The organism is Microbacterium sp. P03 (assembly GCF_043556235.1).
Taxonomy (GTDB): Bacteria; Actinomycetota; Actinomycetes; order Actinomycetales; family Microbacteriaceae; genus Microbacterium.
The window spans coordinates 1-26,747 of the sequence record NZ_JBIGIM010000004.1 but is presented as its reverse complement, the minus strand read 5'-3'; the positions used below and the strand labels follow the sequence as shown (position 1 = coordinate 26,747).

General features: G+C 69.9%; 30 protein-coding genes and 1 riboswitch. Of the genes, 21 read left to right on the top strand and 9 right to left on the bottom strand.

The genetic code is table 11. The annotated features are described in order from the left end of the window. Positions 1 to 21 precede the first annotated feature (21 nt). The 3 genes from ACFXOO_RS11465 (at position 22) to ACFXOO_RS11455 (ending at position 2,430) form a co-directional block, all read left to right on the top strand. Complete coding sequence (locus ACFXOO_RS11465; protein ID WP_394563637.1) at positions 22 to 912, top strand: LssY C-terminal domain-containing protein; 891 nt, start codon at positions 22 to 24, stop codon at positions 910 to 912. Further along, positions 909 to 1,427: a hypothetical protein gene (locus tag ACFXOO_RS11460; RefSeq protein WP_378843304.1), complete on the top strand. Its 519-nt coding sequence runs from the start codon at positions 909 to 911 to the stop codon at positions 1,425 to 1,427. Before ACFXOO_RS11465 ends, ACFXOO_RS11460 begins: the two co-directional genes overlap by 4 nt. 73 nt (positions 1,428 to 1,500) lie before the next feature. Next, positions 1,501 to 2,430 (top strand): DnaJ domain-containing protein, encoded by a 930-nt coding sequence (locus ACFXOO_RS11455; RefSeq protein WP_394563635.1) that lies wholly within the window; start codon positions 1,501 to 1,503, stop codon positions 2,428 to 2,430. Positions 2,431 to 2,436: 6 nt separating this feature from the next. On the opposite strand, the gene ACFXOO_RS11450 is transcribed toward ACFXOO_RS11455, so the two are convergent. Next, on the bottom strand, positions 2,437 to 3,828 hold the full coding sequence (locus tag ACFXOO_RS11450; RefSeq protein ID WP_394563633.1) for a D-alanyl-D-alanine carboxypeptidase family protein: 1,392 nt from the start codon (positions 3,826 to 3,828) through the stop codon (positions 2,437 to 2,439). Between the two features lie 39 nt (positions 3,829 to 3,867). Beyond that, positions 3,868 to 3,977, top strand: a riboswitch (TPP riboswitch). On the opposite strand from ACFXOO_RS11450, the gene ACFXOO_RS11445 reads away from it, so the two are divergent. From ACFXOO_RS11445 to ACFXOO_RS11410, 8 genes are all read left to right on the top strand, one after another. Beyond that, positions 3,970 to 4,593: an ECF transporter S component gene (locus tag ACFXOO_RS11445; protein ID WP_394563632.1), complete on the top strand. Its 624-nt coding sequence runs from the start codon at positions 3,970 to 3,972 to the stop codon at positions 4,591 to 4,593. Its footprint overlaps the riboswitch before it by 8 nt. 8 nt (positions 4,594 to 4,601) lie before the next feature. Beyond that, positions 4,602 to 6,062 carry an ABC transporter ATP-binding protein gene (locus ACFXOO_RS11440; protein ID WP_394563631.1) on the top strand — a complete coding sequence of 487 codons (1,461 nt, stop codon included), beginning with the start codon at positions 4,602 to 4,604 and terminating at the stop codon, positions 6,060 to 6,062. Beyond that, complete coding sequence (locus ACFXOO_RS11435; RefSeq protein WP_394563629.1) at positions 6,059 to 6,844, top strand: energy-coupling factor transporter transmembrane component T family protein; 786 nt, start codon at positions 6,059 to 6,061, stop codon at positions 6,842 to 6,844. Before ACFXOO_RS11440 ends, ACFXOO_RS11435 begins: the two co-directional genes overlap by 4 nt. A gap of 116 nt (positions 6,845 to 6,960) precedes the next feature. Then, entirely contained in the window at positions 6,961 to 7,353 is a 393-nt protein-coding gene (locus tag ACFXOO_RS11430; protein ID WP_394563628.1) for a VOC family protein, read from the top strand. Further along, a complete protein-coding gene (locus ACFXOO_RS11425; RefSeq protein WP_394563626.1) occupies positions 7,350 to 8,702 on the top strand; it encodes a D-alanyl-D-alanine carboxypeptidase family protein in 1,353 nt (450 codons plus the stop codon). Before ACFXOO_RS11430 ends, ACFXOO_RS11425 begins: the two co-directional genes overlap by 4 nt. A 57-nt stretch (positions 8,703 to 8,759) precedes the next feature. Further along, positions 8,760 to 9,575 (top strand): SDR family NAD(P)-dependent oxidoreductase, encoded by an 816-nt coding sequence (locus ACFXOO_RS11420; RefSeq protein ID WP_378843320.1) that lies wholly within the window; start codon positions 8,760 to 8,762, stop codon positions 9,573 to 9,575. A gap of 8 nt (positions 9,576 to 9,583) precedes the next feature. Beyond that, positions 9,584 to 10,399, top strand: coding sequence for an enoyl-CoA hydratase/isomerase family protein (locus ACFXOO_RS11415; RefSeq protein ID WP_394563625.1), 816 nt, complete (start codon positions 9,584 to 9,586; stop codon positions 10,397 to 10,399). Continuing rightward, on the top strand, positions 10,396 to 11,235 hold the full coding sequence (locus ACFXOO_RS11410; RefSeq protein WP_394563624.1) for an SDR family oxidoreductase: 840 nt from the start codon (positions 10,396 to 10,398) through the stop codon (positions 11,233 to 11,235). The genes ACFXOO_RS11415 and ACFXOO_RS11410 overlap by 4 nt, the downstream gene beginning before the upstream one ends. Before the next feature lie 3 nt (positions 11,236 to 11,238). On the opposite strand, the gene ACFXOO_RS11405 is transcribed toward ACFXOO_RS11410, so the two are convergent. The 3 genes from ACFXOO_RS11405 to ACFXOO_RS11395 are packed head-to-tail and all read right to left on the bottom strand — an operon-like array spanning position 11,239 to position 13,665. Next, positions 11,239 to 12,075 (bottom strand): hypothetical protein, encoded by an 837-nt coding sequence (locus ACFXOO_RS11405; RefSeq protein ID WP_394563623.1) that lies wholly within the window; start codon positions 12,073 to 12,075, stop codon positions 11,239 to 11,241. 52 nt (positions 12,076 to 12,127) lie between these two features. Then, a complete protein-coding gene (locus ACFXOO_RS11400) occupies positions 12,128 to 12,970 on the bottom strand; it encodes a Cof-type HAD-IIB family hydrolase (RefSeq protein WP_394563621.1) in 843 nt (280 codons plus the stop codon). Between the two features lie 56 nt (positions 12,971 to 13,026). Next, a complete protein-coding gene (locus ACFXOO_RS11395; protein WP_378843330.1) occupies positions 13,027 to 13,665 on the bottom strand; it encodes a LysE family translocator in 639 nt (212 codons plus the stop codon). A gap of 63 nt (positions 13,666 to 13,728) precedes the next feature. On the opposite strand from ACFXOO_RS11395, the gene rlmN reads away from it, so the two are divergent. The 3 genes from rlmN (at position 13,729) to ACFXOO_RS11380 (ending at position 16,612) form a co-directional block, all read left to right on the top strand. Continuing rightward, positions 13,729 to 14,970 (top strand): 23S rRNA (adenine(2503)-C(2))-methyltransferase RlmN, encoded by a 1,242-nt coding sequence (gene rlmN, locus ACFXOO_RS11390; protein WP_378843332.1) that lies wholly within the window; start codon positions 13,729 to 13,731, stop codon positions 14,968 to 14,970. A gap of 39 nt (positions 14,971 to 15,009) precedes the next feature. Continuing rightward, entirely contained in the window at positions 15,010 to 16,023 is a 1,014-nt protein-coding gene (locus ACFXOO_RS11385; RefSeq protein WP_378843334.1) for an aldo/keto reductase family protein, read from the top strand. Positions 16,024 to 16,102: 79 nt separating this feature from the next. After that, the gene (locus tag ACFXOO_RS11380; RefSeq protein ID WP_394563619.1) at positions 16,103 to 16,612 is read left to right on the top strand and encodes an NUDIX domain-containing protein; all 510 of its coding nucleotides are present in this window, start codon (positions 16,103 to 16,105) and stop codon (positions 16,610 to 16,612) included. 49 nt (positions 16,613 to 16,661) lie between these two features. On the opposite strand, the gene ACFXOO_RS11375 is transcribed toward ACFXOO_RS11380, so the two are convergent. Continuing rightward, positions 16,662 to 17,405 (bottom strand): hypothetical protein, encoded by a 744-nt coding sequence (locus ACFXOO_RS11375; RefSeq protein ID WP_394563617.1) that lies wholly within the window; start codon positions 17,403 to 17,405, stop codon positions 16,662 to 16,664. Between the two features lie 128 nt (positions 17,406 to 17,533). Here ACFXOO_RS11375 and ACFXOO_RS11370 point away from each other — a divergent pair, with 128 nt between their 5' ends. The 5 genes from ACFXOO_RS11370 to ACFXOO_RS11350 are packed head-to-tail and all read left to right on the top strand — an operon-like array spanning position 17,534 to position 22,986. Continuing rightward, positions 17,534 to 18,199 carry a GntR family transcriptional regulator gene (locus tag ACFXOO_RS11370; protein ID WP_394563616.1) on the top strand — a complete coding sequence of 222 codons (666 nt, stop codon included), beginning with the start codon at positions 17,534 to 17,536 and terminating at the stop codon, positions 18,197 to 18,199. Further along, positions 18,196 to 19,722, top strand: coding sequence for an MmgE/PrpD family protein (locus ACFXOO_RS11365; RefSeq protein ID WP_378853178.1), 1,527 nt, complete (start codon positions 18,196 to 18,198; stop codon positions 19,720 to 19,722). Before ACFXOO_RS11370 ends, ACFXOO_RS11365 begins: the two co-directional genes overlap by 4 nt. Next, complete coding sequence (gene prpB / locus ACFXOO_RS11360) at positions 19,722 to 20,621, top strand: methylisocitrate lyase (protein WP_394563613.1); 900 nt, start codon at positions 19,722 to 19,724, stop codon at positions 20,619 to 20,621. The genes ACFXOO_RS11365 and prpB overlap by 1 nt, the downstream gene beginning before the upstream one ends. Positions 20,622 to 20,629: 8 nt before the next feature. Continuing rightward, positions 20,630 to 21,814, top strand: coding sequence for a bifunctional 2-methylcitrate synthase/citrate synthase (locus ACFXOO_RS11355; protein ID WP_378853182.1), 1,185 nt, complete (start codon positions 20,630 to 20,632; stop codon positions 21,812 to 21,814). Next, entirely contained in the window at positions 21,814 to 22,986 is a 1,173-nt protein-coding gene (locus tag ACFXOO_RS11350) for a thiolase family protein (RefSeq protein WP_394563611.1), read from the top strand. Before ACFXOO_RS11355 ends, ACFXOO_RS11350 begins: the two co-directional genes overlap by 1 nt. Positions 22,987 to 23,007: 21 nt before the next feature. Here ACFXOO_RS11350 and ACFXOO_RS11345 read toward each other — a convergent pair whose 3' ends face one another. Further along, positions 23,008 to 23,181, bottom strand: a complete 174-nt coding sequence (locus ACFXOO_RS11345; protein ID WP_394563609.1) for a hypothetical protein — start codon at positions 23,179 to 23,181, stop codon at positions 23,008 to 23,010. Between the two features lie 167 nt (positions 23,182 to 23,348). On the opposite strand from ACFXOO_RS11345, the gene ACFXOO_RS11340 reads away from it, so the two are divergent. Next, positions 23,349 to 23,774, top strand: coding sequence for a GNAT family N-acetyltransferase (locus tag ACFXOO_RS11340; RefSeq protein WP_394563608.1), 426 nt, complete (start codon positions 23,349 to 23,351; stop codon positions 23,772 to 23,774). Positions 23,775 to 23,807: 33 nt separating this feature from the next. Here the strand turns inward: ACFXOO_RS11340 and ACFXOO_RS11335 are convergent, their stop codons facing one another. From ACFXOO_RS11335 to ACFXOO_RS11325, 3 genes are read right to left on the bottom strand one after another with little or no spacing between them, the layout of a single operon-like run. Next, on the bottom strand, positions 23,808 to 24,170 hold the full coding sequence (locus ACFXOO_RS11335) for an MmcQ/YjbR family DNA-binding protein (RefSeq protein ID WP_378843354.1): 363 nt from the start codon (positions 24,168 to 24,170) through the stop codon (positions 23,808 to 23,810). 20 nt (positions 24,171 to 24,190) lie between these two features. After that, positions 24,191 to 25,120 carry an NAD-dependent epimerase/dehydratase family protein gene (locus tag ACFXOO_RS11330; protein ID WP_394563809.1) on the bottom strand — a complete coding sequence of 310 codons (930 nt, stop codon included), beginning with the start codon at positions 25,118 to 25,120 and terminating at the stop codon, positions 24,191 to 24,193. A gap of 14 nt (positions 25,121 to 25,134) precedes the next feature. After that, positions 25,135 to 25,749 (bottom strand): hypothetical protein, encoded by a 615-nt coding sequence (locus ACFXOO_RS11325; protein WP_394563605.1) that lies wholly within the window; start codon positions 25,747 to 25,749, stop codon positions 25,135 to 25,137. 78 nt (positions 25,750 to 25,827) lie between these two features. Here ACFXOO_RS11325 and ACFXOO_RS11320 point away from each other — a divergent pair, with 78 nt between their 5' ends. Then, entirely contained in the window at positions 25,828 to 26,496 is a 669-nt protein-coding gene (locus ACFXOO_RS11320; protein WP_394563603.1) for a TetR/AcrR family transcriptional regulator, read from the top strand. Positions 26,497 to 26,747 lie beyond the last annotated feature (251 nt).

The following is a 26,747-nucleotide window of genomic DNA, read 5'->3' as shown; positions in this document are numbered from 1 at the left end:
ACGCGCCTCTAGGCTGTCGCCATGTCCCCCAGACCGGACGCTTCGACCCGCTCCGATCGGCGCGCCGCGCGGCGGTACTCCCGTGGCGTCGCGCTGGACTGGTTCTTCTTCGTCTTCGCCGGGCTCGCCGCGATCTGGCTCGCCTATCTGAGCTTCAGCGAGACGTTCGTGCTGGGGTGGTGGGGGATCATCGCGGCGATCGTGTTCTGGGTGCTGCTGGCGTATCTCGTGCTGCCGCGACTGCACCGCATCCTCACGACGATCTACGTGCCGGACTACTTCATCGGACGAACCCGCACGAGCGACGGTCTGCTGGGCGACCCGGTCAATCTGGCACTGATGGGGTCGGCCGATCAGATCGAGCAATCGCTCGTGGACGCCGGCTGGACGAAGGCCGACCCGGTCACGCTCCGCTCGTCCTGGCGGATCATCGCGTCGACGATCACCCGCCGGAGCTATCACGAGGCGCCGGTCAGTCCGCTGTTCCTCTTCGGGCGGCAGCAGGACTTCGCCTATCAGCAGGAGGTCGACGGCAATCCCGCTCAGCGTCACCACGTGCGGTTCTGGCAGAGCCCGGAGGGATGGCTCCTGCCGGGTGGACACCGGGTCGAGTGGCTCGCCGCCGGGACGTTCGACACGAACGTCGGGCTCTCGCTGTTCACGCTTCAGGTGACGCACAAGATCGACGCCGACACCGACATCGAGCGCAACCACATCGTGCAGACCGTGACGGCGGCCGATCCGAGGGTGACGGTGGAGGTGCTCGCGGACTTCTCCACCGGCTACCACGCGCGCAACGGCGGCGGCGACAGCATCCGCACCGACGGTGATCTGCCGATCATCGACGTGCGAGCCGTCACCGTGCGGACGGCGTCGGAACCGGCTGCGCGCGCGTGGGAGGTGACGTCGTGAGCGAGCCGTCCAAGCGCGCCGCCTACGAGCCCGCAGCCGACCTGGCGAAGCCCCTGCCCGTCGCGCCGGCGATGAAGCGACCCGCGAGCATCGTCGCCGGCGCGGTGATCGTGCTGCTGAGGGTGCTGTCGGGCGCGGCCGTCCTCGGTGCCGTGATGCTCGACGGCACCCCGTGGGCCTCGTGGCTGTCGGTGCTGTCCGGAGGGGAGCGGGTGAGCGCCGACGACCTCAGCGCCGGCGTGCAGATCTATGTGGTGGTCACGGCGGTGGTGCTGCTCGTCCAGCTCACGCTGAGCGTGCTGATCCTGCGCGGGCAGAACCTGGCGCGCGTACTCGTCATGTGCGTCTCCGTCGTCTCGATCTCGGCGGCCTTCGTCGGATGGTGGTCGGAGGGCCAGGAGATCACGCTTGCCGGCACCCTGATCTCCCTGGCGCTCGACATCCTCATCCTGCTCGCGCTGTCGAGCCGCAGCGCGGCGACCTACGCCCGCCGGAACGAGCACCGTGCACCCTGAGCGCCCCACAACCTGAGAGCCGCACACCGGAACGGGAGATACCCTGTAACCCGCCGATTCGAGGGGAGGGCGCGTGTTCGACAGCCCACTGTCCGCTTCGGCGTACGAGATCCTCGGTGTCGCGCCCGACGTCGACGACGACGCGCTCCGCAAGGCCTACCGCCTGCGGCTGCGTCAGTCGCACCCCGACACGGGCGGGGACGCGGCGCTGTTCGTGCAGGTGCAGCGCGCGTGGGACCTCGTGGGCTCGACCGATGCCCGCGCGGCCTACGACCGCGGCCACGGATTCGGGACGCAGGTGGCGGAGCCCCAGTGGTCCGGATGGCATGCCCAGCCTGCGCCCGCCGACACGCGCCCGCGCGCCCGCACGCATGGGCAGCCCGGGGGGTGGCGGCGTGAGCGCTACCTCGGGCTCATCCGCGAATGGGTGGGGCGCGGCGTGGAGATCGACGACCCGTACGACCCCGCCCTGGTGCGCTCCGCGCCCCACGCGGTGCGACGACTCCTGGCCGATGCCCTCGCCGAGGAAGAGACGGCGCGCATCGTCGCCGACCTCGGGATGGGCTACACGGTCTGGCACGATGTCGACGCCAGCGGCCGGCGCGGCACGTCGGACGACAAGCTCGACCATGTGGTGCTCGGACCGAGCGGTCTCTACGGCGTGCTCTCGGAGGACTTCGGATCGCCCGTGCGACTGCGACGCGGCGAGCTCATCGGCGACGGTGTCGCCGATACCCCCATCGCCGAGCTCATCGCGCGGATGCGCGTCATCGCCCGAGCGGCGGGGGTGCGCTTCAGCGGCGCGATCGTCGTGCTCCCCGACGATGACGTCGTGATGGCCATCGAGGAGGTCGGCAAGGTGCGCGGCATCCCGGTCGTCGTCGCCGGTCGCGGCGCGCTGTCGACCGTCCTGCGGCGCGGCATCACCGGCGCGCGTTCGATCGGCGGCAACGAGGTGTTCGACGTGCGCACCCGTCTCCAGCAGACGGTCCGGTTCGTCTGACCCTGTTCAGCCGTTGAGGCCGAAGAGGTCGAGCGGGTGCGTGAGACGCCACCACGCCGACGGGGGCTCGATGTCGCCCGCGAGCTGGATGTCGACCTGAGCGGTGTCCACGGGGCCGGCCACTTCCAGCGACCCCACCGTGTCGCCGTCGTCGCGGTGATCGCCCAGCGCGTACGTCGTCTGCACCGTGGCGACGCCGCCGTTCCAGAGGACGACGTCGGCGTCGCTCGACACGACGATGTCGGCCTTCTCGCCCCATCGCGTGGTGACCGTCCCCACGACCGTGCCGGCGGTCACCGAAGGGCGCAGCTGCAGCTCCTGCTCGAGGGCGGTGTAGAGAGCCCGGGATGCCGCGACCCGCGTCTCGTCATCGGGCTGATCCAGCATCGACACGTACAGGCGCACCGGGGTGGCTCCGATCGTGATCTGCTTCGCGGACAGGACGTTGAATCCGTCGAGGGATCCGGTCTTGATGCCCAGCACCCCGGGGTCGGCCAGCAGCCCGTTGGTGTTCTCGACGATGCCGGCGCCGGGAAGGTCGACGGAACGGGTCGCGACGATCTCGGCGATGACGGGATTGGCCAGGGCCTTCTCGCCCAGCTTCAGCAGGGCGGACGGTGAAGCGAGGTTGTCGTACTCGATGCCGGTCGGCTCCACGACCGTGATGCCCGGCACGCCGTGCGCGCTGAGCCAGGTGTTCGCCGCCTTGGCGAACACGACGTCGCTCGGCCACAGGTTGCCGGCGAGCCGGTCGGCGTAGTTCCCCGCCGAGCCCATCAGCATCCCCTGCAGCATCTGGTATTCGCTCAGCGTCCCGCCGACCGGCACGTTCAATGCCGATTCGTTGTTGGAGAGGTAGCTCCAGTAGGCGGCGCGGTCGGCGGAGGTGAAGGCGAAATCCGGTCCCTGTTCCCCCTGCGCGAGCGGCATCTCCTCGAGTACGAGAAGGGCGGTGACGACCTTGGTGATGCTCGCCATCGGCACGGCGTCCTCCGCCGAGGCGAGCGTTCCGATGCCCGAGATCTCAACGGCGGCGCTGCCCTCGGCCGGCCAGGGCAGCGCCGCAGCGGGCGCGGCGACGGGCTGCACTTCGATCGCGGCGACCGTCGGCGCCACCGCGTGCAGCGGCCAGAGCAGGGTCGTCGCGGCGTACAGCGCGAGTAGCGCGAGGATGATCGCGGTCGGGATGACGGTGCCGGGACGGAAGGGCTTCCGGCGAGGCGCGTTCGCGAGGAGGTCGGGCTGGACGGCGGGCATGCCGGGGCTGGTGGTCGGGGCGACGGATGCGTCATCGACCCAGCCGAGCGCCACCGGGCCGGTCCCCGCGTCCTCCCGACGTCGATCGCGACGGAGGGGGGCGACCTCGAGTGCCGGCGCGGGAGCGTCTTCGATGGTCACGAGCCCAAAATACCTTGTCGATCGCCGCGGTATACTCAACGCCACAACCACGGGAGTCCGGTGAGCCGGGCTGAGAGGAAGCGATCCACGCTTCGACCGTCGAACCTGATCCGGATCATGCCGGCGCAGGGAGGAGTTCACATGGGTGTTCACACGTCCCGTATCGTCTGGCGCTGGCGCGTCGTCGACATCGTCGTGGCCAGCGTCATCGGTGTCGCCGCGGGGGTGATCTTCTGGCTGTGGGGTCTCGCGTGGCCGGGGCTCGACACGGCGCTCGCGTTCACGCCCGGGCTGTCGGGTCTGCTCGCGGGCGGGTGGCTGTTCGCCGGCGTGCTCGGCGGTCTCGTGATCCGCAAGCCGGGCGCGGCGCTGTACACCGAGATCGTGGCGGGAGTGGTCTCGATGGCCCTCGGCACGCAGTGGGCGTTCCTCACCTTCGTGTGGGCGGTGGTCGAGGGTCTCGGTGCAGAGCTGGGCTTCGCGCTGCTGCTCTACACGAACTGGCGGCTGCTCGGGGCCCTCACCTCCGGCTTCCTCGCCGGTGTGTCCGTCGCCATCATGGACACGTCCTTCTCGTCGGTCGCCGCACTGTCGGCCGAGGCACGCGCGGTGTACTTCGTCTCGGCGGTGGTCTCGGGCATCCTGATCGCCGGTGTGCTGTCGTGGGTGATCGTCCGCGCGCTCGCTGCGACCGGGGCGCTGGACCGATTCGCGGTCGGCCGCGAGGTGCGGGCGCGCGAGGTGGCTGCCCCCGACGCGGCGTGACGGGCGGGTTGCCCGTCGTCGCCCGCGGATGGGGGTGGCGCCACGGCGGTCGGCGCCGGTGGGCGGTCTCGGGGCTCGATCTGCGGATCGATCCGGGGGAGCGCGTGCTGCTCCTGGGCGCGAGCGGGTCGGGGAAGAGCACCATTCTGCAGGGCCTCGCCGGAGTGCTCGGCGACGAGGAGGACGGCGACAGCACCGGCGACCTGACGATCGGCGGCGTCCCGGCGGCGAGTGCCCGCGGCAGAGCGGGGCTCGTGCTGCAGGATCCGGATGCCCAGGTGGTCCTCGCGCGCGTCGGCGACGACGTCGCCTTCGCGTGCGAGAACCTCGGCGTCCCCCGCGACGAGATCTGGGCCCGCGTCGACGCGGCACTGCAGGCCGTCGGCCTGCACGTCGGGCGGGACCACCCCACGTCACGTCTGTCGGGCGGGCAGAAGCAGCGGCTCGCACTCGCGGGCATCGTCGCGATGCGCCCGGGTCTGCTGCTGCTGGACGAGCCGACCGCCAACCTCGACCCCGCCGGCGCCGAGGACGTGCGCGACGCCGTGCTCGCGGTGTCGGCCGCTTCGGGGGCGACCCTGGTCGTGGTCGAGCATCGTGTGGACCTCTGGGCCGCCCACGTCGACCGGGTCGTCGTCCTCGGCCCCGAGGGGCTGCTCGCGGACGGCCCTCCTGCCGCGGTCTTCGCATCCTTCGCCACGGTGCTGACGGACGCCGGCGTGTGGGTGCCGGGCGTCCCGCCCGGGCACCGCCGCCGGCCCCGTACCGACGACGCGCCCACGCTGCTCACCGCGACGGGACTCGCGGTGGGTCGACGACCGTTCGGTTCGAAGACGTCCGGGGTCGCGGCATCCGGAATCGATCTCTCCCTCGCCGGCGGTCGCACGCTCGCGATCACCGGACCCAACGGGGCGGGCAAATCCACACTGGCGATGACGGTCGCCGGTCTGCTCCCGCGCGTCGCGGGCGGGCTGGTCGCGGCGCCCGCGCTGCGCGGCGACCGTGGACCCGACCCCGAGCGTTGGCGGGCCCGTGATCTGCTCACCCGCATCGGCACGGTGTTCCAGGAACCCGAGCATCAGCTGCTCACCCGGCGGGTGCGCGACGAGCTCGCGGTGGGGCCGCGGGCCCTGGGGCTGTCGGATGCCGCGACCCGCGCACGCGTGGACCCGCTGCTCGAGCGGCTGAGGCTGTCGCACCTCGCGGACGTCAATCCGTTCACCCTGTCGGGAGGTGAGAAGCGCCGGCTGACGGTCGCGACGGCGCTGGCCACGAGGCCGCTCGTGCTCGTGCTCGACGAGCCGACGTACGGCCAGGACGCGCGCACGTGGCGCGAGCTCGCCGACCTCATCGACGACGTCCGCGCCGACGGGACGGCCGTCGCGATCGTGACGCACGACCGCGCGCTCGTGGAGGCGCTCGCCGACGACGAGCTCGTCCTCGGACCGGCCGGGGAGGGTGGCGCGTGAGCCTGCTGTCGGACGAGCTGAGGGACAGCCGGCTCGGGGCCGTCAACCCGATCGCCAAGCTCGTGGCCGCGGCCGTGCTCACCCTCACCCTGCTCCTCTCGATCGACCCGGTGTCCGCGGCCGTGACGCTCGTCCTCACCCTCGCGCTGCTGCCGTTCACGGGAGTGGCCGTGCGGCCACTGTGGCTCCGGAGCTGGCCGATCGTCGTCGGCGCGGCGATCGCCGCGGGTGCGACCGTGCTCTACGGCCGACCCGCCGGCGAGGTGTACCTGGAGTGGGGGCTGCTGCGCGTCAGCGACGGGTCGATCGACCTCGCGCTCGCGATCTTCCTGAGGGTCCTCGCGATCGCGGTGCCCGGGATCGTGCTGTTCTCCACGACCGACCCGACCGACCTCGCCGACGGGCTCGGGCAGATGCTGCGGCTGCCGCCGCGCTTCGTACTGGGCGCGCTCGCCGGGTTGCGGCTGGTCGGTCTGCTCGTGGAGGACTGGCGCGAACTGTCGCTCGCCCGCCGCGCACGAGGGATCGCCGACACCGGGCGGCTGCGCCGGTTCGCCGGGCAGGCGTTCGCTCTGTTCGTGCTCGCCATCCGGCGCGGCACCAAACTCGCCACCGCCATGGAGGCACGCGGGTTCGGCGCCGACGTGCCGCGCACCTGGGCGCGACCCTCTCGCCTGCACGCCCGGGACGGAGTCGTCGTGGCGATCTCGGTGGCGATCGCCGCGGCATCCGTCATCGCCGCCGTGCTCGCGGGGACCTGGACGTTCGTGCTCGGGATGTGAGGCGGGTGGGTGGCGTCCGGCACGCGAACTCCGCAGATCGGCGCGCAGGGCGCGGAATCTGGGGACGGATGCCGCGCCCGTGTCGCCCGTCGGATGCGTGCGCTATCGTCCGAGGCATGAGCGGACTCGTCCCCTACCTGCACTTCTCCGGCTCCGCGCGGGAGGCGCTGACGGCGTACCACGGGATCTTCGGCGGTGACCTGACACTGCACACGCTCGCCGACTTCGGTCGCACGGACGGCCCGCCCGAGGCGATCGCCCACGGCATCCTCAGCGGGCCCGTCGACCTGTTCGGCGCCGACGCGGGTCCGGACGACGACCCGCTCGTGCTGCAGGGCGTGCTCTTCTCGCTCCTCGGAGCGGCAGACCCCGACACGCTCGCGGTCTGGTTCGATGCGCTCGCCGACGGCGGGTCGGTGAAGGATCCGCTGCAGGCCCGCCCGTGGGGGGCACACGACGGCCAGGTCGTCGATCGCTTCGGCGTCACCTGGCTGATCGGCTACGAGTGACGGAGGGGCTCGCCGGCCTCACCGAGCTGATGAGCGCCGAGGGCGAGCTCTTCGACCCGGACCACGAGGCGAAGCGGGCCGCGCGGAGGGCACGTCGACGCCGTGGCTGGATCGTCGTGGTCCTCGTGCTGGCGCTGCTCCTCGCCGCCGGGGGCGGCTATGTCGCGTGGGCCCTGACGGTGCCGACCGCGGCGCCCACGGTCGTGTCGCAGACGCCCGCGGTCCCCGTCACCGCGCCGGCCGTCATCGCACTCCCGGCCGAAGGTGCGTCGGCGCTCCACGTGTCCGGCGGGCAGGAGTATCTCGGCGATGCGGGAATCCGGTTCGCGAGCGGCACGGAGGAGGCGCGTCCGATCGCGAGTATCAGCAAGCTGATCACGGCGATGGTCATCCTCGACGCGTACCCGCTCGGGGTGGGCGATCCGGGACCGGAGATCACGTTCTCGAAAGCCGACCACGACCTGTACGACGAGTACTACCTGCGGGGAGCGACGATCGCGGCGATGCCGACAGGCAGCACGATGTCGCTGCACGACGCCCTGGCCACCATCCTGATCCCCTCGGCGAGCAACTACGCGGAGGCCGTGTCGACGTGGGCGTTCGGCTCTCAGGGTGCGTACCTCGACGCGACGGCCGCGTGGCTGGAGAAGAACGGGCTGACCGGCACGACGATCGTCGAGCCGACGGGGAACAGCCCGCGCAACACCAGCACTCCGACCGACCTCATCGCCCTCGGCACGCTGGCCGCCGCCGACCCGGTGATCGCCGAGATCGCCGCGACGCCGTCGCTCACTCTCCCCGGTCCCGGGACGATGTCCAGCACGAACGACCTCCTCGGCACGAACGGCGTCACGGGGCTCAAGACGGGCAATCTGGGCGAGGGGAGCTACAGCCTGCTGTACACGGCGTCGATCGACGCCGGACCCGCCGGCTCGCTCAGCCTCACGGGCGTCGTGCTCGGCGGATCGTCGCGCGCGTCCGTCGACCGGGACGTGGTGGCCCTGATCGACAGCATCCGGGCGGGCTTCCACGACGTGCCGCTCGCCACGGCGGGCCAGGACGTGGGCTCGTACTCGACGCCGTGGGGTTCCACGGCGCGCATCGTCGTGGGGGAGGATGCATCGATCTTCACGTGGTCCGATACGCCCATCACCGTGTCGATGCAGACGACGACGCCCGTGGAGTACCGGGACGGCGAGGTCGTCGGACTGATCACCTGGACGGCCGGACCCCACACGGCCACGGCGACCATCGAGCTCGAGGGCGGAATCGACCCGCCGACCGAGTGGTGGCGCCTGACCCACCCGGAGGAGCTCGGCGCCGGGGAGGCGGCGGCGGACTTCGGATGAAACTGAGTTCCGGTTAGGCTGAGACGGAATTCCTCAGCCCCGTTCGAAGGAGAACGCATGCTCCCCCCTCCGGCCGCCGGCGCGTCACCCCGAGCCTCCCGACGAGCGGGCTCGCTCGACGGGTCCGCCGCTCTCGTCACCGGCGGTGCCAGCGGCCTGGGTCTCGCGACCGCGCGTCGCCTCGCGGCGGCCGGCGCCGTCGTCACGATCGTCGACCTGCCGGGCTCGGCCGGCGCCGACGTCGCCGCCGAACTCGGGGGCATCTTCGCGCCGGCGGACGTCACGAGCGTCGAAGAGGTCGCGGTCGCCGTCGACGCCGCATCCACGGCGGGCCCCCTGCGCGTGGTGATCAACTGCGCCGGCATCGCGCCCCCCGCGAAGGTGCTCGACCGCGAGGGCAATCCGTCGTCGCTCGACGACTTCGCACGCATCATCGCGATCAACCTCGTCGGCACGTTCAACGTCATCGGCCAGGCATCCGCCGTCATGGCCCGCACCGAACCCGATGCCGACTCGGGCGACCGCGGAGTGATCGTGAACACCGCCAGCGTCGCGGCCTTCGATGGACAGATCGGTCAGCCGGCGTACGCGGCCAGCAAGGGGGGCGTGCACGCGATGACGCTCCCGATCGCGCGCGAGCTCGCCCGCTACGGCATCCGCGTCTGCACGATCGCGCCCGGGATCATGGAGACGCCGATGCTCGCGGGGCTCCCACAGGCCGCGCAGGACTCGCTCGGTCAGCAGGTGCCCTACCCCGCTCGTCTCGGTCGCCCTGACGAGTACGCACAGCTGGCGATGAGTATCGTCGAGAACGGCTACCTCAACGGCGAGACCATTCGCCTGGACGGTGCCATCCGCATGGCCCCGAAGTAAGGATCGGCATGACCGAGATTCCCCCCGCCGCGCACGCGGAAGCCCTCCGTTACACCGTCGAGGACGGCCTGGCACGGCTCATCCTCAACCGTCCCGCCCGTCTCAACGCGTTCAACGCCGAGCTGGCGCACGCGTGGGCGGATGCCACGACCGACGCCGTGTCACGCGACGACGTGGGCGCGATCCTGATCGGGGCCGCCGGGCCCCACTTCTGCGCCGGCGGCGACGTCATCGCGATGGCGACCGAGATGCACGACGGCAGCGAGATCACCGACCTCGCGAAAGTCATCAACCGCGGCATCCGAGCCCTCACCGAGTCGTCCAAGCCCGTGGTGGCCGCCGCGCAGGGCACGACCGCCGGCGGCGGGCTCGGCATCCTGATGTGCAGCGACTACGCCGTGGTCGGCGAGAACTCCCGCATCGGCAGCCTGTACGCGAACATCGGACTCACCCCCGACCTGTCGGTGTCGGCGCAGCTGGCCCGCGCGGTCGGGGAGCGTCGTGCGCTGCAGCTCGTGCTGCAGGACCGTCTGCTGACCGCCGCCGAAGCCCGCGAATGGGGCCTCGTGGCCGAGGTCGTCGCCCCCGACGATGTCACCACCCGTGCCGAGAGGATCGCGCGCTTCTGGCTCGAGAACGCCACCGCCGCGTACGGTCAGGCCAAGCACCTCGTGCGCTCGGCGGCGCTCACCCCGTTCGCCGACCAGCTCGATGCCGAGGCGCACGCGATCGGCGCCGCCCTCGACACCGACGAGGCGCATGCCCGCATCGCGGCCTTCGCCGCGGCATCCGTTCGAAAGCCCGCCCCTCAGGAGACCGCATGACCGCCTCGACCCTCGCCGGAAAGACCATCCTCATGTCGGGAGGCAGCCGCGGCATCGGGCTCGCCATCGCCCTGCGCGCCGCGGCCGACGGCGCGAACATCGCCCTGCTGGCGAAGACCGACACCCCCCACCCGCGCCTGGAAGGCACGATCCACACCGCGGCGCAGCAGATTCGGGATGCCGGCGGTCAGGCGCTCGCGATCGTCGGCGATGTCCGCAACGACGACGACATCACCGAGGCCGTCCTGAAGACCCAGGGCGAATTCGGCGGCATCGACGTCGTCGTCAACAACGCTTCGGTCATCGATCTGTCGGGCTCGCTCGAGCTGTCGGCCAAGAAGTACGACCTCATGCAGGGCGTCAATGTGCGCGGCACCTTCATGCTCAGTCGCGCCGCGGTTCCGATGCTGCGCGACAGCGTCAACCCGCACATCCTGTCGCTGTCGCCCCCGCTCAACCTGAGTCCGAAATGGCTCGGCGCCCACACGGGCTACACGTTGGCGAAGTACGGGATGACGATGGCGACGCTCGGTCTCGCGGCGGAATTCGCCGACGACGGCATCGCGGCGAACACGTTGTGGCCGCGGACCACCATCGCGACCGCCGCCGTGCAGAACGTGCTCGGCGGCGACCGGCTCATGAAGGCGAGCCGCACGCCGGCCGTCTACGCCGACGCGGCGTACGAGGTCATGCTCAAGCCCGCACGCTCCTACACCGGGCAGACGCTGGTCGTCGAGGACGTTCTGGCAGATGCCGGTGTCACCGACTTCTCGGGGTACGCGGCCGTGCCCGGCACTCCCGACGAGGCGCTCTATCCCGACATCTTCCTCGACTGATCGCTAGCCCGGATCCGGCCCGGGCGTGCCCATCTCGATGCGCAAGGGGCCACCGGAGGGCCACCAGTAGGCGATGCTCTGCCCCGGCTGCATCCCCTCGGGTCGGTCGTCGGGGGCGATGTCCGCATACGCGACGATGACATTCACGCCGTCGGGCCCGAACGGCTCCACCACCGCGCACCGCGAGACCACATCGTCCTCGTGGACTGCTGCGACGCACGGGGCGCCGCCCTGGGCGCGGGCGAGCCACAGCTCCCGTCCGTAGTACTCGCCGAACCACATGGTCCACGCGAGCCCCTCGGGGATGGGGAAGCCCGGAGGGTCTCCGCGTCCGCCCTGATCGAAGTAGGCGACGGGCGCGCCGTCGACCGGCAGCTCGAGCAGGGTGCGTGCAGACGGATCGCTGTCGAGAGGCCCGACCGCCACGAGCGAGGGGGTCGGGGCGGCCACCGGGCGATCGCGTGCGACCCCGACCGTCGCCGCCAGCGCGCACGCCACCACCGCCACGGTGATCACCGCGGCGGTGTGCCACGCGCGACGTCGCGGTGCTGCGCGCATCGTCTCGGGCGCGATCGCGTCGGGCCCCGGCTCGGCCGCGTCGGGCTCCGCGGGTGGGACCTCGGCCGCGCGCGGTGGGATGGCGCCCGCAGCGACCACCTCTGCGGCGGTCTCTGCGGCGGTCTCGGCGGCGATCCGCGCGCGGCGGTCGACGCGCACCGCCTCCTCCAGCTGTGCGAGCCGCGCCAGCGCCGCATCGTCCACGGTGATGTCGGCGTCGGGCGCGTAGGCACGGCGCCGGAGGAGCGCGAGCTCGTCTTCGATGCCGTCGTCCGCGGGCACAGCAGCCCTCTCATCGCTGAATCAGGGCGTGATGCGACCTGTGATCAGAACGCTACGCGCTCTGGACCAGGCCGTGGCGGACGAACGCGGTCCACACTCCGTCGTCATGGACGCTCGTGGTGGTCTCGTCGGCGTGCGCCTTGACGACATCGTCGGCGTTGCCCATGGCGATCCCGACGCCCGCGACCTGCAGCATCTCGAGGTCGTTCGACCCGTCGCCGATCGCGATCGCGTCCGCGGCGGTGAGCCCGACCACGCCCACGAGCTCGACGAGGGCCGCGCCCTTGTTCATACCCCTCAGGCTCACTTCGCCCCCCGCGTGTCCGAGGTACGGAATCGTCCCGGTGACCACGTGGAACCGGTCGCCGAGCCCGTCACGGACCGTCGCGAACGTCCGATCGGAATCGCCGAAGAACGTGGCCTTCGCGATGCCCTCGAGGGGGACGGCACCGCGATAGGCGAACTTGTCCGCGAGCCGGATCATGTCGCTCGAGGCATCCGCGATGTCCCAGCCCCGCGCCGTGAACATCGGAGCCAGGCGTGACAGCACGCCCTCGCTCGGGTAGACCCCCTCATAGCCCTGCAGCGTGTACTCGACGTCGTTCTGGGCGAAGAACGCGATGAGTTCCCGGACGGCGTCTTCGGGCATGGTGTGGGCGGCGAGCAGCTCGCCGTCGCGCTCGATGAAGCCCCCGCCGGCCGAGATGACGCCGTCGAAGCCGATGTCGAGCACCTCCGGGGAGATCTCGGCGCGCGACCTGCCCGTGCAGATGTAGACCAGATGCCCGGCGGCCCTCGCCCCGCGGACCGCCGCGACGGCCGAGGGGGCGAGGTGTTGGTCGTGGTCGATCAGGGTGCCGTCGACGTCGAGGAAGGCGATGCGGCGAGAACTCATGGAACCAGACTCGCACCATTCGTGGGGAGGGGATGCAGGATCGGACCGGGCGGCTGTCAGTGTCTGCTCCCGGTCAGGAGCAGGATGCCGCCGAGCCCGATCATCAGCCCGCCGCCGGTGGCCGACAGCGTCTCGATGCGGCGCGGGGAACGTGCGAACCACTGGCGGGCGGCGGCGGCCGCGAGCACCCATGCGCTGTCGGAGACGACGGCGATCACCGAGAAGACCAGGCCGAGCTCCATCATCTGCAGCGGCACGGCTCCGGCGCCCACATCGACGAACTGCGGCAGCACGGCGACGAAGAACGCGATCGTCTTCGGGTTCGTGATGCCCACGACGAACCCCTGCCACAACTGGCGTCCGTGCGAGCGGGGGAGCGATGCCGCGTCCACCGCGGCGGCGGCGTCCTTGCGGTGGCGGATCGCCTGCACGCCGAGGAACATCAGGTACAGCGCACCGGCGACCTTGAGCACGGTGAACAGGACGTCGGAGCGGGCGACGACGGCGCCGACGCCGAGGGCAACCAGGGCCACGATCGGGATGAGCGCGAGCGTCACCCCGAGAACGCTGAGCAGACCGCCGATGCGGCCGAGCGCCAGCGTCCGCCCCACCGAGAACAGGACCGCGGGGCCGGGCACGAGGATCAGCACGAGTGCCGCGAGTGCGAATGCGAGGAGGTTGTCGAGGGGCACCACCCGCTCAGCGTAGTTCGCGGGCGCGCCCGGCCGACGCGCAGGTGCGGCCGGTACCCTGAGAGCATGACCGAGCCCTCTCCCGTGCGCGCCACGAAGCCCCGCCAGGTGCGCCCGGCCACCGAGGGCTGGAAGCAGAAGACCGACGAGACCGGCCGCCCGCTCCTGCAGTTCGCGAGCCCGAAGCGGGGCAAGCCGCCCGTTCATCTGGCCGACCTGACCGCCGACGAGCGCGTGGCGAAACTGAAGGAGCTCGGCTTCCCGGGCTTCCGCGCGACGCAGCTCGAGAAGCACTACTTCACGCATTTCACCAGCGACCCCGAGCGCATGACCGACCTGCCGGCCGATGGCCGCGAAGAACTCGTGCACGGGATGCTGCCGCCGCTGCTGACCGAGGTGCGACGACTCGAGACGGACAAGGGCGACACGATCAAGTTCCTCTGGAAGCTGCACGATGGCGCGCTGGTCGAGTCGGTGCTGATGCGATACCCCGGCCGGATCACGCTGTGCGTCTCCTCCCAGGCGGGATGCGGCATGAACTGCCCGTTCTGCGCGACCGGACAGGCAGGCCTCACGCGCAACATGTCGGCGGCCGAGATCATCGAGCAGATCGTGCGCGCGAATCGCCTCATCGCCGATGGCGGTCTCGGCGGCAAGAAGAAGGACGACCACTCCGCCGAGCGGGTCAGCAACATCGTCTTCATGGGGATGGGCGAGCCCCTCGCCAACTACGCGCGCGTGATGCACGCCGTCCGCGTGATGGTCGACAAGAAGCACGGGCTCGGCATGAGCGCGCGCGGCATCACCGTCTCGACGGTGGGACTCGTGCCCGCGATCCGCAAGCTCGCCGCCGAGGACGTGCCGGTCACGTTCGCGCTGTCGCTGCATGCGCCCGACGATCACCTGCGCGACGAGCTGATCCCCGTCAACTCGAAATGGAAGGTCGACGAGGCCCTGGATGCCGCGCGTGCCTACTTCGACGCCACCGGGCGTCGCGTCTCCATCGAGTACGCCCTCATCAAGGACATGAACGACCACGCGTGGCGCGCAGACCTGCTGGCGGTCAAGCTCAACGAGCGCGGCCGCGGATGGGTGCACGTCAATCCGATCCCGCTGAACCCGACCCCCGGCTCGATCTGGACGGCGTCCGACGTGAGTGTGCAGAACGAGTTCGTGCGCAGGCTCAACGACGCGGGCATCCCCACCACGCTGCGCGACACCCGCGGCAAGGAGATCGACGGCGCGTGCGGACAGCTGGTCGCGACCGAGGACGACGAGCGCGTCGCGGCGGCCACTCCCGTCGCCTGAGACTGCCCGCCGGCACGAACGAGTTGTTAGCGTTGACCAATGGTCAATTATCGATATCTCGGCAACAGTGGTTTCAAAGTCTCGGAGATCACGCTCGGAAACTGGATCACCCACGGCTCGCAGGTCGGCGACGACGCGGCGGTCGCCACGGTCCACAAGGCACTCGACCTCGGTATCACGACCTTCGACACCGCCGACGTCTACGCCAACACCGCCGCAGAGACGGTGCTCGGCAAGGCTCTCCAGGGTCAGCGCCGTGAGTCGCTGGAGATCTTCACCAAGGTCTACTTCCCGACCGGTCCCGGCGGCCCGAACGACACCGGACTGAGCCGCAAGCACATCATGGACTCGGTCAACGGGTCGCTCACCCGCCTCGGCACCGACTACATCGACCTCTATCAGGCGCACCGGTTCGACTACGAGACGCCGCTCGAGGAGACGTTCCAGGCGTTCGCCGACACCGTGCGGCAGGGCAAGGTCCTCTACATCGGCGTCTCGGAGTGGACGGCCGAGCAGCTGCGCGACGGGCACGCCCTCGCGAAGGAGCTCGGCATCCAGCTCATCTCGAACCAGCCGCAGTACTCGGCACTCTGGCGGGTCATCGAGGACAAGATCGTCCCCACCTCGGAAGAGCTCGGCATTTCGCAGGTCGTCTGGTCGCCGATGGCGCAGGGCGTGCTGAGCGGAAAGTACCTCCCGGGGCAGCCGGTCCCGGACGGCTCGCGCGCGACCGATGAGAAGAGCGGGGCCCAGTTCATCAAGCGCCTGCTCGAGGACGATGTGCTGACCGCGGTGCAGAAGCTCAAACCGATCGCCGAGGCGGCGGGTCTCTCGATGCCGCAGCTCGCCATCGCGTGGGTGCTGCAGAACCCCAACATCGCGGCGGCCCTGGTCGGGGCATCCCGTCCCGAGCAGCTCGAAGACACCGTCAAGGCCTCGGGGGTCACGCTCGACGCCGAGACGATGTCGGCGATCGACGAGACGCTGTCGGGCGTCGCGGTGACCGACGGCGAGCAGACCTACACGTCCTCGCCCAAGGCCCGCTTGACCTGATCGCGTACCGCAGGGCATGGCGCCGGAGTCGTTCGTCGACTCCGGCGCCTTCTGCGTGCCGGGGTGGGATCATGGGCGGATGCCCATCTGGAGCGCCGGCCTGCTGCTGTATCGCCTCCCCGTAGCGGACGACGCCGCGAACGACACCGCGTCCCGCACCGAGGTGCTGATCGCGCACATGGGCGGTCCGTTCTGGGCGTCCAAGGACGACGCCGCCTGGTCGATCCCGAAGGGCGAGTTCGACCCCGAGGGCGAGACGGCGCTCGAAGCCGCCCACCGTGAGTTCGTGGAGGAACTCGGAGTACAGCCGCCCGACGGCCCGTACGCCGAACTCGGCACCTTCGTGTACTCGTCGGGCAAGAAGGTCGTCGTCTTCATCGCGGACGGCGCGGGGTTCGAGGCATCCGGCTTCGCATTCGGCGAATTCGAGCTGGAGTGGCCGCCGCGATCCGGCCGCCGTGCCCGCTACCCGGAGGTGGACCGGGCCGAATGGACGTCGATGGATGCCGCGCGGTCGAGGCTCGTGAAGGGCCAGCGCCCCGCACTGGACGCGCTGGAGAAGCATCTCGCGGAGGCCGCGCAGCCCTGACCGGGCGCCGACGCATCGGCTGCGCGCGGTCGGCTCCGTACGAGCGGCGTCAGGGCGCGGAGGCGTCGGTCACGGGGGCGACCGTCACGTGTCCGCCCGGCATCAGGGTGTAGACGATCGGCGTTCCGGGCACGGCGGCCACATCGAACGCCGACGTCGTGAATCCCGCCGGCAGCGTGATCGACACGGACTCGGTGCGCGCCGGGTTGCTCCAGATGCAGCCGATCGCGGGCCGGGGCGTGTCGTCGATGATCATGCAGTACTGGCGATCGGTGGTCGATCCCCTCCAGACGCTGCGCCCGTAGAGGCTGCCGTACGGGCGGAGTTCGTCGCGGATGAGGCGCACCGCGATCGCCGACATGCCGGGCTCGGCGAGGAGTTCGCCCCGCAGATGGTCGAGGTACTCCGCGTAGCCTGCCGACGGCGACATCGGGACGGCCATCGCCCAGTCCTGGTCCTCCACGACCGGGATATCGCTCGACGCGGCGCCCCGCTCGAACGCCGCGAACCCGAGGACCAGCGCGGCACCGGCGGTGAGCGCGACCGACGCCGTGTGCCAGCGGCGCAACCCCCCGATGGAGCTTTCCGCTCCGACCCCGGTGCCCCTGACGGCGGCCGCGGCAGAGGCCCCGGTGATCGCCTGCTCACGGGCAAGGCGCGCGCGGTCTTCGAGTTCATCGAGCCGGGCGAGGGCTTGGGGATCCCGCACGATGTCGGAGGCCGGACCGTAGGCGCGCTCGCGGAGCGCCGCGAGCTCGCCGCGCTCATCGGAGGCGTACGCCGGATCTCCCACGGTAGAAGGCTAGAACGCCGAGGGGTGCCGTGGCTCCGATCGAACCGGATCCGCCTTTGTGTATACCGAAGGCGGGAGAAGATGGCGATCATTGCGTCTGTAGCGGGCTGATGTATACAATCGGGACCATGCGAGCCAGTGATCGTGCGTACCGCACCCTGCTCGATGAGATCCAGAACGGAACGCTGGCGCCCGGCACCGTCCTCGGCGAGGTCGAGCAGGCCACCCGCCTGGGCGTGAGCCGCACCCCGTTGCGCGAAGCGCTGGGGCGACTGGCCGCCGACGGACTGGTCGCGCAGCAGTCCGCGCGGGTCACCGTCGTCACCGGCGTGGATGCCGACGACATCCGCGAACTCTTCGACGTGCGGCGCGCGCTCGAAGAGATGGCGACGCGGAGAGCGGCCGAGATGGCCGATGCCGTAGCGATCCGCACGTTCGCCGAGCTGGCTGCGGCGTTCGGCGAGGCGCGCCTCGACGGCGACGCGGGCAGGGACGACTACTACGCACTGATCGCCCGTTTCGATGCCCAGCTCGACGCCGCCGTCGGCAACGACTACCTGACGTCGGCGCTGCGCACGATCCGCACGCACCTCGTGCGTGTGCGCCGGCTCGCGCGCGACAATCCCGACCGGCTCGCGGCATCCGTCGCCGAACACCGCCTGATCGCCGCCGCGATCGCCGCCCGCGACGGCGAGCTCGCCGCACACGCCACCCACATCCACCTGCACAACGCGCTGATCAGCATCCTCGAGTCCCTCGATGCGGCAGCGACCACCCACCGAGGAGCAGCATGACCGTCCTTCATCACGTGCGCGTGTACCGGAGCGAAGAACCGCTCGCGCGCGAAGACCAACTGGCCTGGAAGATCGCCGAGGTCGCGGCCGACCCCGTAGGCGTCGACGACGACGTCATCGACATGATCGTGAACCGGCTCATCGACAACGCCGCCGTGGCCGCGGCGTCACTGACCCGCGCACCGGTCAGCGCCGCCCGGCAGCAGGCGCTCGACCATGCCGTGTCGATCAGCGGCAAGGGCGGAACGATCTTCGGATGCGCCCTAACCCGCCGCTCGAGCCCCGAGTGGGCGGCGTGGGCGAACGGTGTGGCCGTGCGCGAGCTCGACTACCACGACACATTCCTCGCCGCGGAGTATTCGCACCCCGGCGACAACATCCCGCCGATCCTCGCCGTGGCGCAGCACACCGGCGCCGACGGGGAGGCGCTCATCCGCGGCATCGCGACGGGCTATGAAGTGCAGGTCGACCTGGTCCGCGCCATCTCGCTGCACAGGCACAAGATCGACCACGTCGCGCACCTCGGGCCCTCGGCCGCTGCCGGCATCGGCACGCTGCTCGGGCTGCCGGCCGAGACGATCTATCAAGCCGTCGGGCAGGCGCTGCACACGACGACCGCGACGCGGCAGTCGCGCAAGGGCGAGATCTCGACGTGGAAGGCGCACGCTCCGGCCTTCGCCGGCAAGATGGCGGTCGAAGCCGTCGATCGAGCAATGCGCGGCGAGACGAGCCCGTCGCCGATCTACGAGGGCGAGGACGGAGTCATCGCGTGGCTGCTCGACGGCGCCGACGCCGCGTACGATGTGCCGCTTCCCGCTCCGGGCGAGTCCAAGCGGGGCATCCTCGACACCTATACGAAGGAGCACTCCGCCGAGTATCAGGCACAGGCCTGGATCGACCTCGCACGGAAGCTCCACGACGAGCACCCCGGCGCGTTCACGCCCGACAACGTCGCCTCCATCGAGCTGCACACGAGTCATCACACGCACTACGTGATCGGATCCGGTGCGGGCGACCCGCAGAAGTACGACCCGGCCGCGTCGCGGGAAACGCTTGACCACTCCATCCCGTACATCTTCACGGTCGCCCTCCAGGACGGAGCCTGGCACCACGTCGACTCCTACGCTCCCGAGCGCGCGGGACGCGACGACACCGTGGCCCTGTGGCAGAAGGTCACGACCGCCGAGGACGCCGAGTGGACGCGCCGCTACCACTCGGAGGATCCCGTCGAGAAGGCGTTCGGCGGCAGGGTCGTCGTCCGCTTCGCCGACGGCGGCGAGCTCGTCGACGAGATCGCGGTTGCCGACGCCCACCCGCTCGGCGCTCGACCGTTCGCGCGGGAGGACTACATCCGCAAGTTCCGCCTGCTCGCCGAGCCCGTGCTGGAGCAGGGAGAGATCGAGCGGTTCCTCGAGCTCGTGCAGCGTCTTCCCGACCTGACGGCCGACGAGGTGCTGCAGCTTTCGATCGTGGCGAAGGCGGGCGTGCTGGCGATGGCGCCGGCCCCGAAGGGCCTGTTCTGATGTTGTACTCCTCCACGCCGGCGGCCGAGAAGAGGCGGATGCTCCGCGAGCGTCTCGCGAGCGGTGAGCTGCTGCGGTTTCCAGGAGCGTTCAACCCGCTGAGCGCCCGGCTCATCGCGCAGAAGGGGTTCGACGGCGTCTACATCTCGGGCGCAGTGCTCAGCGCCGACCTGGGGCTGCCCGACATCGGCCTGACCACTCTGACGGAGGTCGCCGGTCGCGGCCAGCAGATCGCGCGCATGACCGATCTGCCGGCCATCATCGACGCCGACACCGGGTTCGGCGAGCCGATGAACGTCGCCCGCACCATCCAGACCCTGGAGGACGCGGGTCTCGCGGGTACCCACATCGAGGATCAGATCAATCCGAAGCGCTGCGGCCACCTCGACGGGAAGGCCGTCGTGGACGAGGGCACGGCGATCAGGCGGATCCGCGCCGCGGTGGATGCCCGACGTGATCCGAACTTCCTGATCATGGCGCGCACCGACATCGCCGCGGTCGAGGGCCTGGACGCAGCCATCGACCGGGCGAAGGCGCTGGTCGATGCGGGTGCCGACGCGATCTTCCCCGAGGCGATGCGCACCCTCGGCGAGTTCGAGGCGATGCGTGCGGCGCTGGACGTGCCGATCCTGGCCAACATGACCGAGTTCGGCAAGAGCGAGCTGTTCACGACCGACCAGCTGCGGAGTGCGGGCGTGAACATCGTCATCTGGCCGGTGTCGCTGCTGCGCATCGCGATGGGGGCCGCCGGTCGCGCGCTCGACACTCTTGACGACGAGGGGCACCTCACCTCGACGCTCGGCGAGATGCAGCATCGCGCCGACCTCTACGACCTGATCGACTACGAGGGCTACAACCACTTCGACAGCAGCATCTTCACTTTCGACATCCAGAGATAGGCAGCACGATGACCGAACCCGACATCAAGAAGGGCCTCGCCGGAGTGACCGTGGACTACACGGCCGTCTCGAAGGTGAACCCCGATACCAACTCGCTGCTCTACCGCGGCTACCCCGTGCAGGAGCTCGCCGCGACGCAGTCGTTCGAGGCGGTCGCCTACCTCCTCTGGCACGGCGAACTGCCGGATGCCGCGCAGTTGGCCGAGCTCGAGCGCTTCGAGCGCGCCCACCGCACCCTCGACGAGAACGTCAAGCAGGTGATCGACCTCCTGCCGATGGACTCCCATCCGATGGACGTCGTGCGCAGCGCCGTCTCGGTGATCGGCGCCTCTGATCCTGCGGCGGGCGACAACTCCGCGGCATCCGATCTCGGCAAGAGCGAGCTGCTGCTGGCCAAGATCCCCGCGATCGTCGCCTACGACCAGCGTCGGCGTCGGGGGCAGGCCCTCGTCGATCCGAGGGACGATCTGGACTATTCGGCCAACTTCCTCTGGATGACGTTCGGAGAAGAACCCGACGATGTCGTCCGCGACGCGTTCACGGTGTCGATGATCCTGTACGCCGAGCACTCCTTCAATGCGTCGACGTTCACCGCCCGCGTGATCACGTCGACCACCGCAGACCTCTACTCGGCGGTCGTCGGAGCGATCGGCGCGCTCAAGGGCGCCCTGCACGGCGGGGCGAACGAGGCCGTCATGCATATCTTCGACGACATCGGAACGGCGGCGAATGTGGGGCCGTGGCTCGACACCGCCCTGGCGGAGAAGCGCAAGATCATGGGCTTCGGCCACCGTGTGTACAAGCGCGGGGACTCGCGTGTGCCGACGATGAAGGCGGCGCTCGACACCCTCGTGGAGCACTACGCGCCCGAGCGTCCCGAGGCGCGGGACCTCGCCGAGCTCTATGACACGCTCGAGTCGGACTTCGTCGGGCGGAAGGGCATCTATCCGAACCTCGACTATCCGTCGGGCCCGGCGTACCACCTGATGGGGTTCGACACCCTCACGTTCACGCCGCTCTTCGTGGCCGCGCGCGTGGTCGGGTGGACCGCGCACATCATGGAGCAGACCGCGTCCAACGCGCTGATCCGTCCGCTCTCGGCCTACAACGGTCCCGACGAGCGGCACGTCGACGGTTACGCCGATGATGCGGCGAACGAGACCTCGGACCGGCCCGCGGAGGCGGCCGACTGATGTCCGCCACGGCCGTCGTCGTCGATGTGGTGCGCACCCCGTCGGGGCGGGGGAAGCCCGGCGGCGCGTTGAGTGACGTGCACCCCGTCGATCTGGCGGCCGGCGTCCTCTCCGCTCTCCTCGAACGCAACGGGCTCGATTCAGCCATGATCGACGACGTGCTGCTGGGCTGCGTCAGCCAGGTCGGGGAGCAGAGCTCGAACATCGCGCGACAGGCTGTGCTCGCGGCGGGCTTCGACGAGTCCGTTCCGGCGACGAGTATCGACCGTCAGTGCGGATCGAGCCAGCAGGCGGTGCACTTCGCCGCGCAGGGCGTGATGGCCGGAGCGTACGACGTCGTGATCGCCGGGGGAGTGGAATCGATGAGCCGTGTGCCGCTCGGCACGTCGGCCTCCGTGGCCGGGTCGCCGATGTCGCCGAAGCTGCGCGCCCGCTACCCCGAAGGGTTTGTGAACCAGGGCGTGTCGGCCGAGCTGATCGCCCACCGGTGGGGGCTGTCGAGGTCGCAGCTGGACGCGTATGCCGCGGAATCGCACAGACGAGCAGCGGATGCCGCGGCCCGCGGGCTCTTCGATTCCCAGCTCGTGCCCGTGGGTGACGTGATCGCCGATGAGACGGTGCGTGCGAGCACGACGACCGGGACCCTCGCCGACCTCCGCCCCGCCTTCCGCACCGATGCGCTCGCCGCCCGCTTCCCCGAGCTGGAGTGGAACATCACGGCGGGAAGCTCTTCGCCCCTCACGGACGGCGCGTCGGCCGCGCTCATCATGACCGAGGCGAGGGCTGACGAGCTGGGGCTCCGGCCCCGCGCACGCTTCCGCTCCTTCGCCGTCGTGGGCGATGACCCGCTGTTCATGCTGACCGGGCCGATCCCCGCGACGAAGCGCGTCCTTGAGCGCGCGGGGCTCGGAATCGACGACCTCGACGCCTACGAGGTGAACGAGGCCTTCGCCTCGGTGCCCCTGGCGTGGGCGATCGAGCTCGGCGCCGATCCCGCCAGGCTCAACCCCTGGGGTGGCGCGATCGCCCTCGGCCACGCCCTCGGCTCGTCGGGGACACGTCTGCTCGGCGCGCTGTTGGCGCACCTCGAGGCGACCGGCGGTCGATACGGGCTGCAGACGATGTGCGAGGGCGGCGGGATGGCGAACGCGACCATCATCGAGCGGCTCTGAACGACTGATCGGGCGGTCGGCCTATCGCGCGGTCGGAGGGCCGGTGGTGCTGCGGCTCACGTCGCGATCGCCGGAGTCGATCAGGGAGCTCGTGAAGGCGAAGACGCCGAGCCACACCGCGATCGCGCCGACGAAAGACCCGACGGCGATCGAGAGCGCCGTGCGACCGTCGCGCGACGTCGGGAGGAAGCTCATGTCCCGAGCGTAACCACGTGGCCCGATCGGACCCGTTCCATCGCGCTCCGGCGGAGGTGCACGTGCATCGGTGTGCGGGCCGTCCGCCCGCGCCGCCCGCGGTGCCCAGTCCACGTGCGAGCAGTTGGCCACCCCGGCGAAGGCGCACCGAATGCTTTCATCGACGTATGTCGAATGGTCTGGTCTTCTCCTCCGACGCGATGGCGATGGACGTCGATCGCGTGCTCCGCTGGCTCTCCGAGGAGTCGTACTGGGCGAAGGGTCGCACTCGCACCACTCACGAGGCGGCGATGGCCGGCTCCCGCAATTACGGCGTGTTCGATGCGGAGACCGGTGAACAGCTCGGTTACGCGCGGGCCATCACCGACGGCGCGACGTTCGCATGGATCGCAGACGTGTTCGTCGACCCCACGGCGCGCGGCAGAGGTGTCGGGAAGCGCATCATGCAGGGCGTCATCGGCGACCTGGAACCGCTAGGGCTCAAGCGAACGGCCCTGTTCACCGCAGATGCGCACACCCTGTACGAGAAGTTCGGCTTCACGCAGCTGACCGATCCGGAGTCGTGGATGGTGCGGCGGGGGATCACGATGTGAGGTCGGGTAGCCCGAGGATCCCCCGCACGCACGCTACTCATCGCTCGGTCCGCGAAACTTCTTCGGCAGTCCTGCCATGACGAGTTCGTAGGACCGGTCGATCGCCTCACGAAGCTCATCGTCCGGGATACCGCCGCGGGTGCTCAGCCGATTCCACCCCCAACGTCCGATGTACGCCGAGACGTCGGCGTCCTTCGGATATCGGATCAGCCACTCGTCAGCCTCTTGACGGGTGGTGCCGGACTTGACTCCGACGGACGTCCCGTCCCCGAGGAAGGCGAAGATCTTGCCTCGCTCAGCCGGACCTATCTTGAAGACCACATCGCCGTCCCAAGGCTGATCTTCCCACGCACCCCATTTTGCGGAGCAGTACGCGTGCACGTCCTCGGGAGTCACGCGTCCAGTATGCCCATCGGTCAGCGCGGGACGTCAAGGTCGTCGAGCGTCCGCTGCCACGCGTCGTCGATCGGCGTCGCCTGAAGGCCGAGTTCGCGGGTGATCGACGAACTGTCGACGACGAAAGCACCGTGGAACTCGTATGCCATTTCCACCACTTCGCGCACAGTGCGGTTGATCAGGCCCAGGGCTCGGAGCGCCACCGTCGGGATGACTGTCACTCGGGCCGGAGTTCCGGCGACAGCGGCGAGCGCATCCACCATCTGGCGGGTGGTCCGGGGAGCGGGGTCATTCGGCAGATGCCAGACACGCCCGACCGACTGATGGTGGACTCCCAGGACTGCGAGTCCTTCGCCGATGTCGGGGATGAAGGTATAGGAGTGCACGGTGTCGGGGCTGTCGAAGAGGGCGGCGCGCCTACCGTTTCGCACTGCGGACACGACGGGGTCTCCGATGGGCGAGGCGTTTCCTGCTCCCGGGCCGAAGTAGTCGGAAGCGCGGCCGCTCGTGACTTCGACTCGACCCGCTCGATGCGCCGCCCAGAGGTCATCCGCCATGCGCTTGCGCACCCGACCCTTCCGGGTGTGCGGACGTTCCGGACTCGACTCGGTCAAAACCTCACCGCGCGGGTCTCCATAGGCGTAGACGTTGTCCATGTTGACGTAGCGGGCACGCGCCGCCATCGCGCCGGCGAGCACACCTATTTGAAGAAGCGGAAACTCCCTCTCCCACTGGTGGTACGCGGGGTTGAGCGTCTGATAGACCGCGTCTGCACCTGCGGCGGCGGAGATCGCGAAACGGGCGTCGCGCGCGTCACCGGCCGCGATCTCGACCAGGTCTCCGAGTGGCGACCGGCCCGATCGATTCACCATGCGCACCCGCAGACCGCGGCGGAGAAGGGCTTGGGCGGTGGATGTGCCGACCGGACCGGTTCCGAAGACCACGTGCATTCCGGTGGCCACGGTCAGGACGCCGCTCCGCCGGTCGAGGGGCCGACAGTTGCACGAGCGACTGACATCCTCGTCGACACGTGTTCGATCAACATCAGGAAGCCCCCGCTCAGCAGGGTCGCCACCAGGGCGCCCGTGGCACCGAACACGGCGAACTGCTCGTCGACACGGACGCCGGCGAGCGTCGTCACCGTCCAGCCCGATGTCCAGATCGTCACCGAGGCAGGAATCCACAGGAGTCGCGCCCAACCCAGTTGCCGCGGAAGCGCCAGCGCCTGCGCGGCACCCACGACGGCGCCCGAGAGGCTTCCGACCGTCGCCAAGGCGGGCAGCGTCGTTGCGAACCCGACAGTCAGGGTGCCGGCGGCGAGGCCGAGAGCCATTCCGGAGGACGTTGCAAGCGTCCAGCGCACCAGTGACAGGCGGCGCCACGAGGCAAAGGCTTGCGCCGCGCCGACGACGAGCCCCACAATCGCCCCGCCCAAGAGAGCGTCGCCGGTCGAGTCGACCCGCCCCACCGCGGCGCTGGCGGCAACTCCCGCCACAGGGAAGGCGACGAAAGAGGCGATCCAGGTGAGAGCGCGGGCTTTTCCGCGCTTGCGAGACGAGGGAAGGTCGAAATGAACCATGAGGCAACCTATCCATGAACGGTGTTCGGTATTACCACAATGTACAGTGTTCATAGATAGCGAACAAGAGGGGTTCCCGTGCCCGGACCACGACGAAGGCTCGACGAGCGACAGATCATCTCTCAGGCCTTCGCTGTGCTCGAACAATCGGGGTTCGATGGCTTGAGTGTGCGTGCGGTGACGGCCCGCCTGCAGATCAGCGCCGGTGCCCTCTACACATACTTCGGCGGCAAGCAACAGCTCCTCCGGGCGATGGTCGAGCAGCTCTTGGATGACCTCGAACCGCGCCGGTCGCTGGACGAGCCGACGTGGCAGGAAGGTTTGCGTTCGCTCGCACTGCGCACACGTGAACGACTGAACGCGACATCTGGTGCTGTCTCGCTGGTGATGAGCGGCCCGCTCGATGGTCCGCACGCGCTGGCCTACAACGAAGTTCTCCTTGCTCACTTCACTCGGGCCGGACTCGCGATCGAGGATGCCGCGCGTGCGGCGTACACCTTCCAGGTTTACGTCCTCGGATTCAGTGCGCTCCAGGCAGCCGACGCGACGACATCGTCGGGGGTGAGTGAGGTCGATCTCGAACGAGAGCGCGCGGAGTCACTGACGGCATGGGATGTATCGGCTTTTCCGCTCACGGCGAGGACGGGTGCGGTGGTGGCCGGATACAACGCCACGGGCCAGTTCCTGTGGGGAATCGACCGCGTCATCGCCGGTCTCGTTCCCGCGACGCGCGACGACGGCGACTGAAAGAGCGTCCTTTCGAGTGGCTAGTCATCAGATCGTGATCCATCCGCTCTCGTGCCACCCCGCCGCCATCGGGTCCCACACATGACGCCGTCACGAGGGTACTTTCGAGGTTATCCACCGGTTGGCGATTCGGCCGCTGATCTGGTTGTTTTTGGCGGTTCGGTGTCGGTGGTCGCCGGCAGAATGGGGGGTATGGAAGCACTCGCTGACACGCTGCGACAGGTCGAGTTGATGCTCGGTGCGGTGGTGGG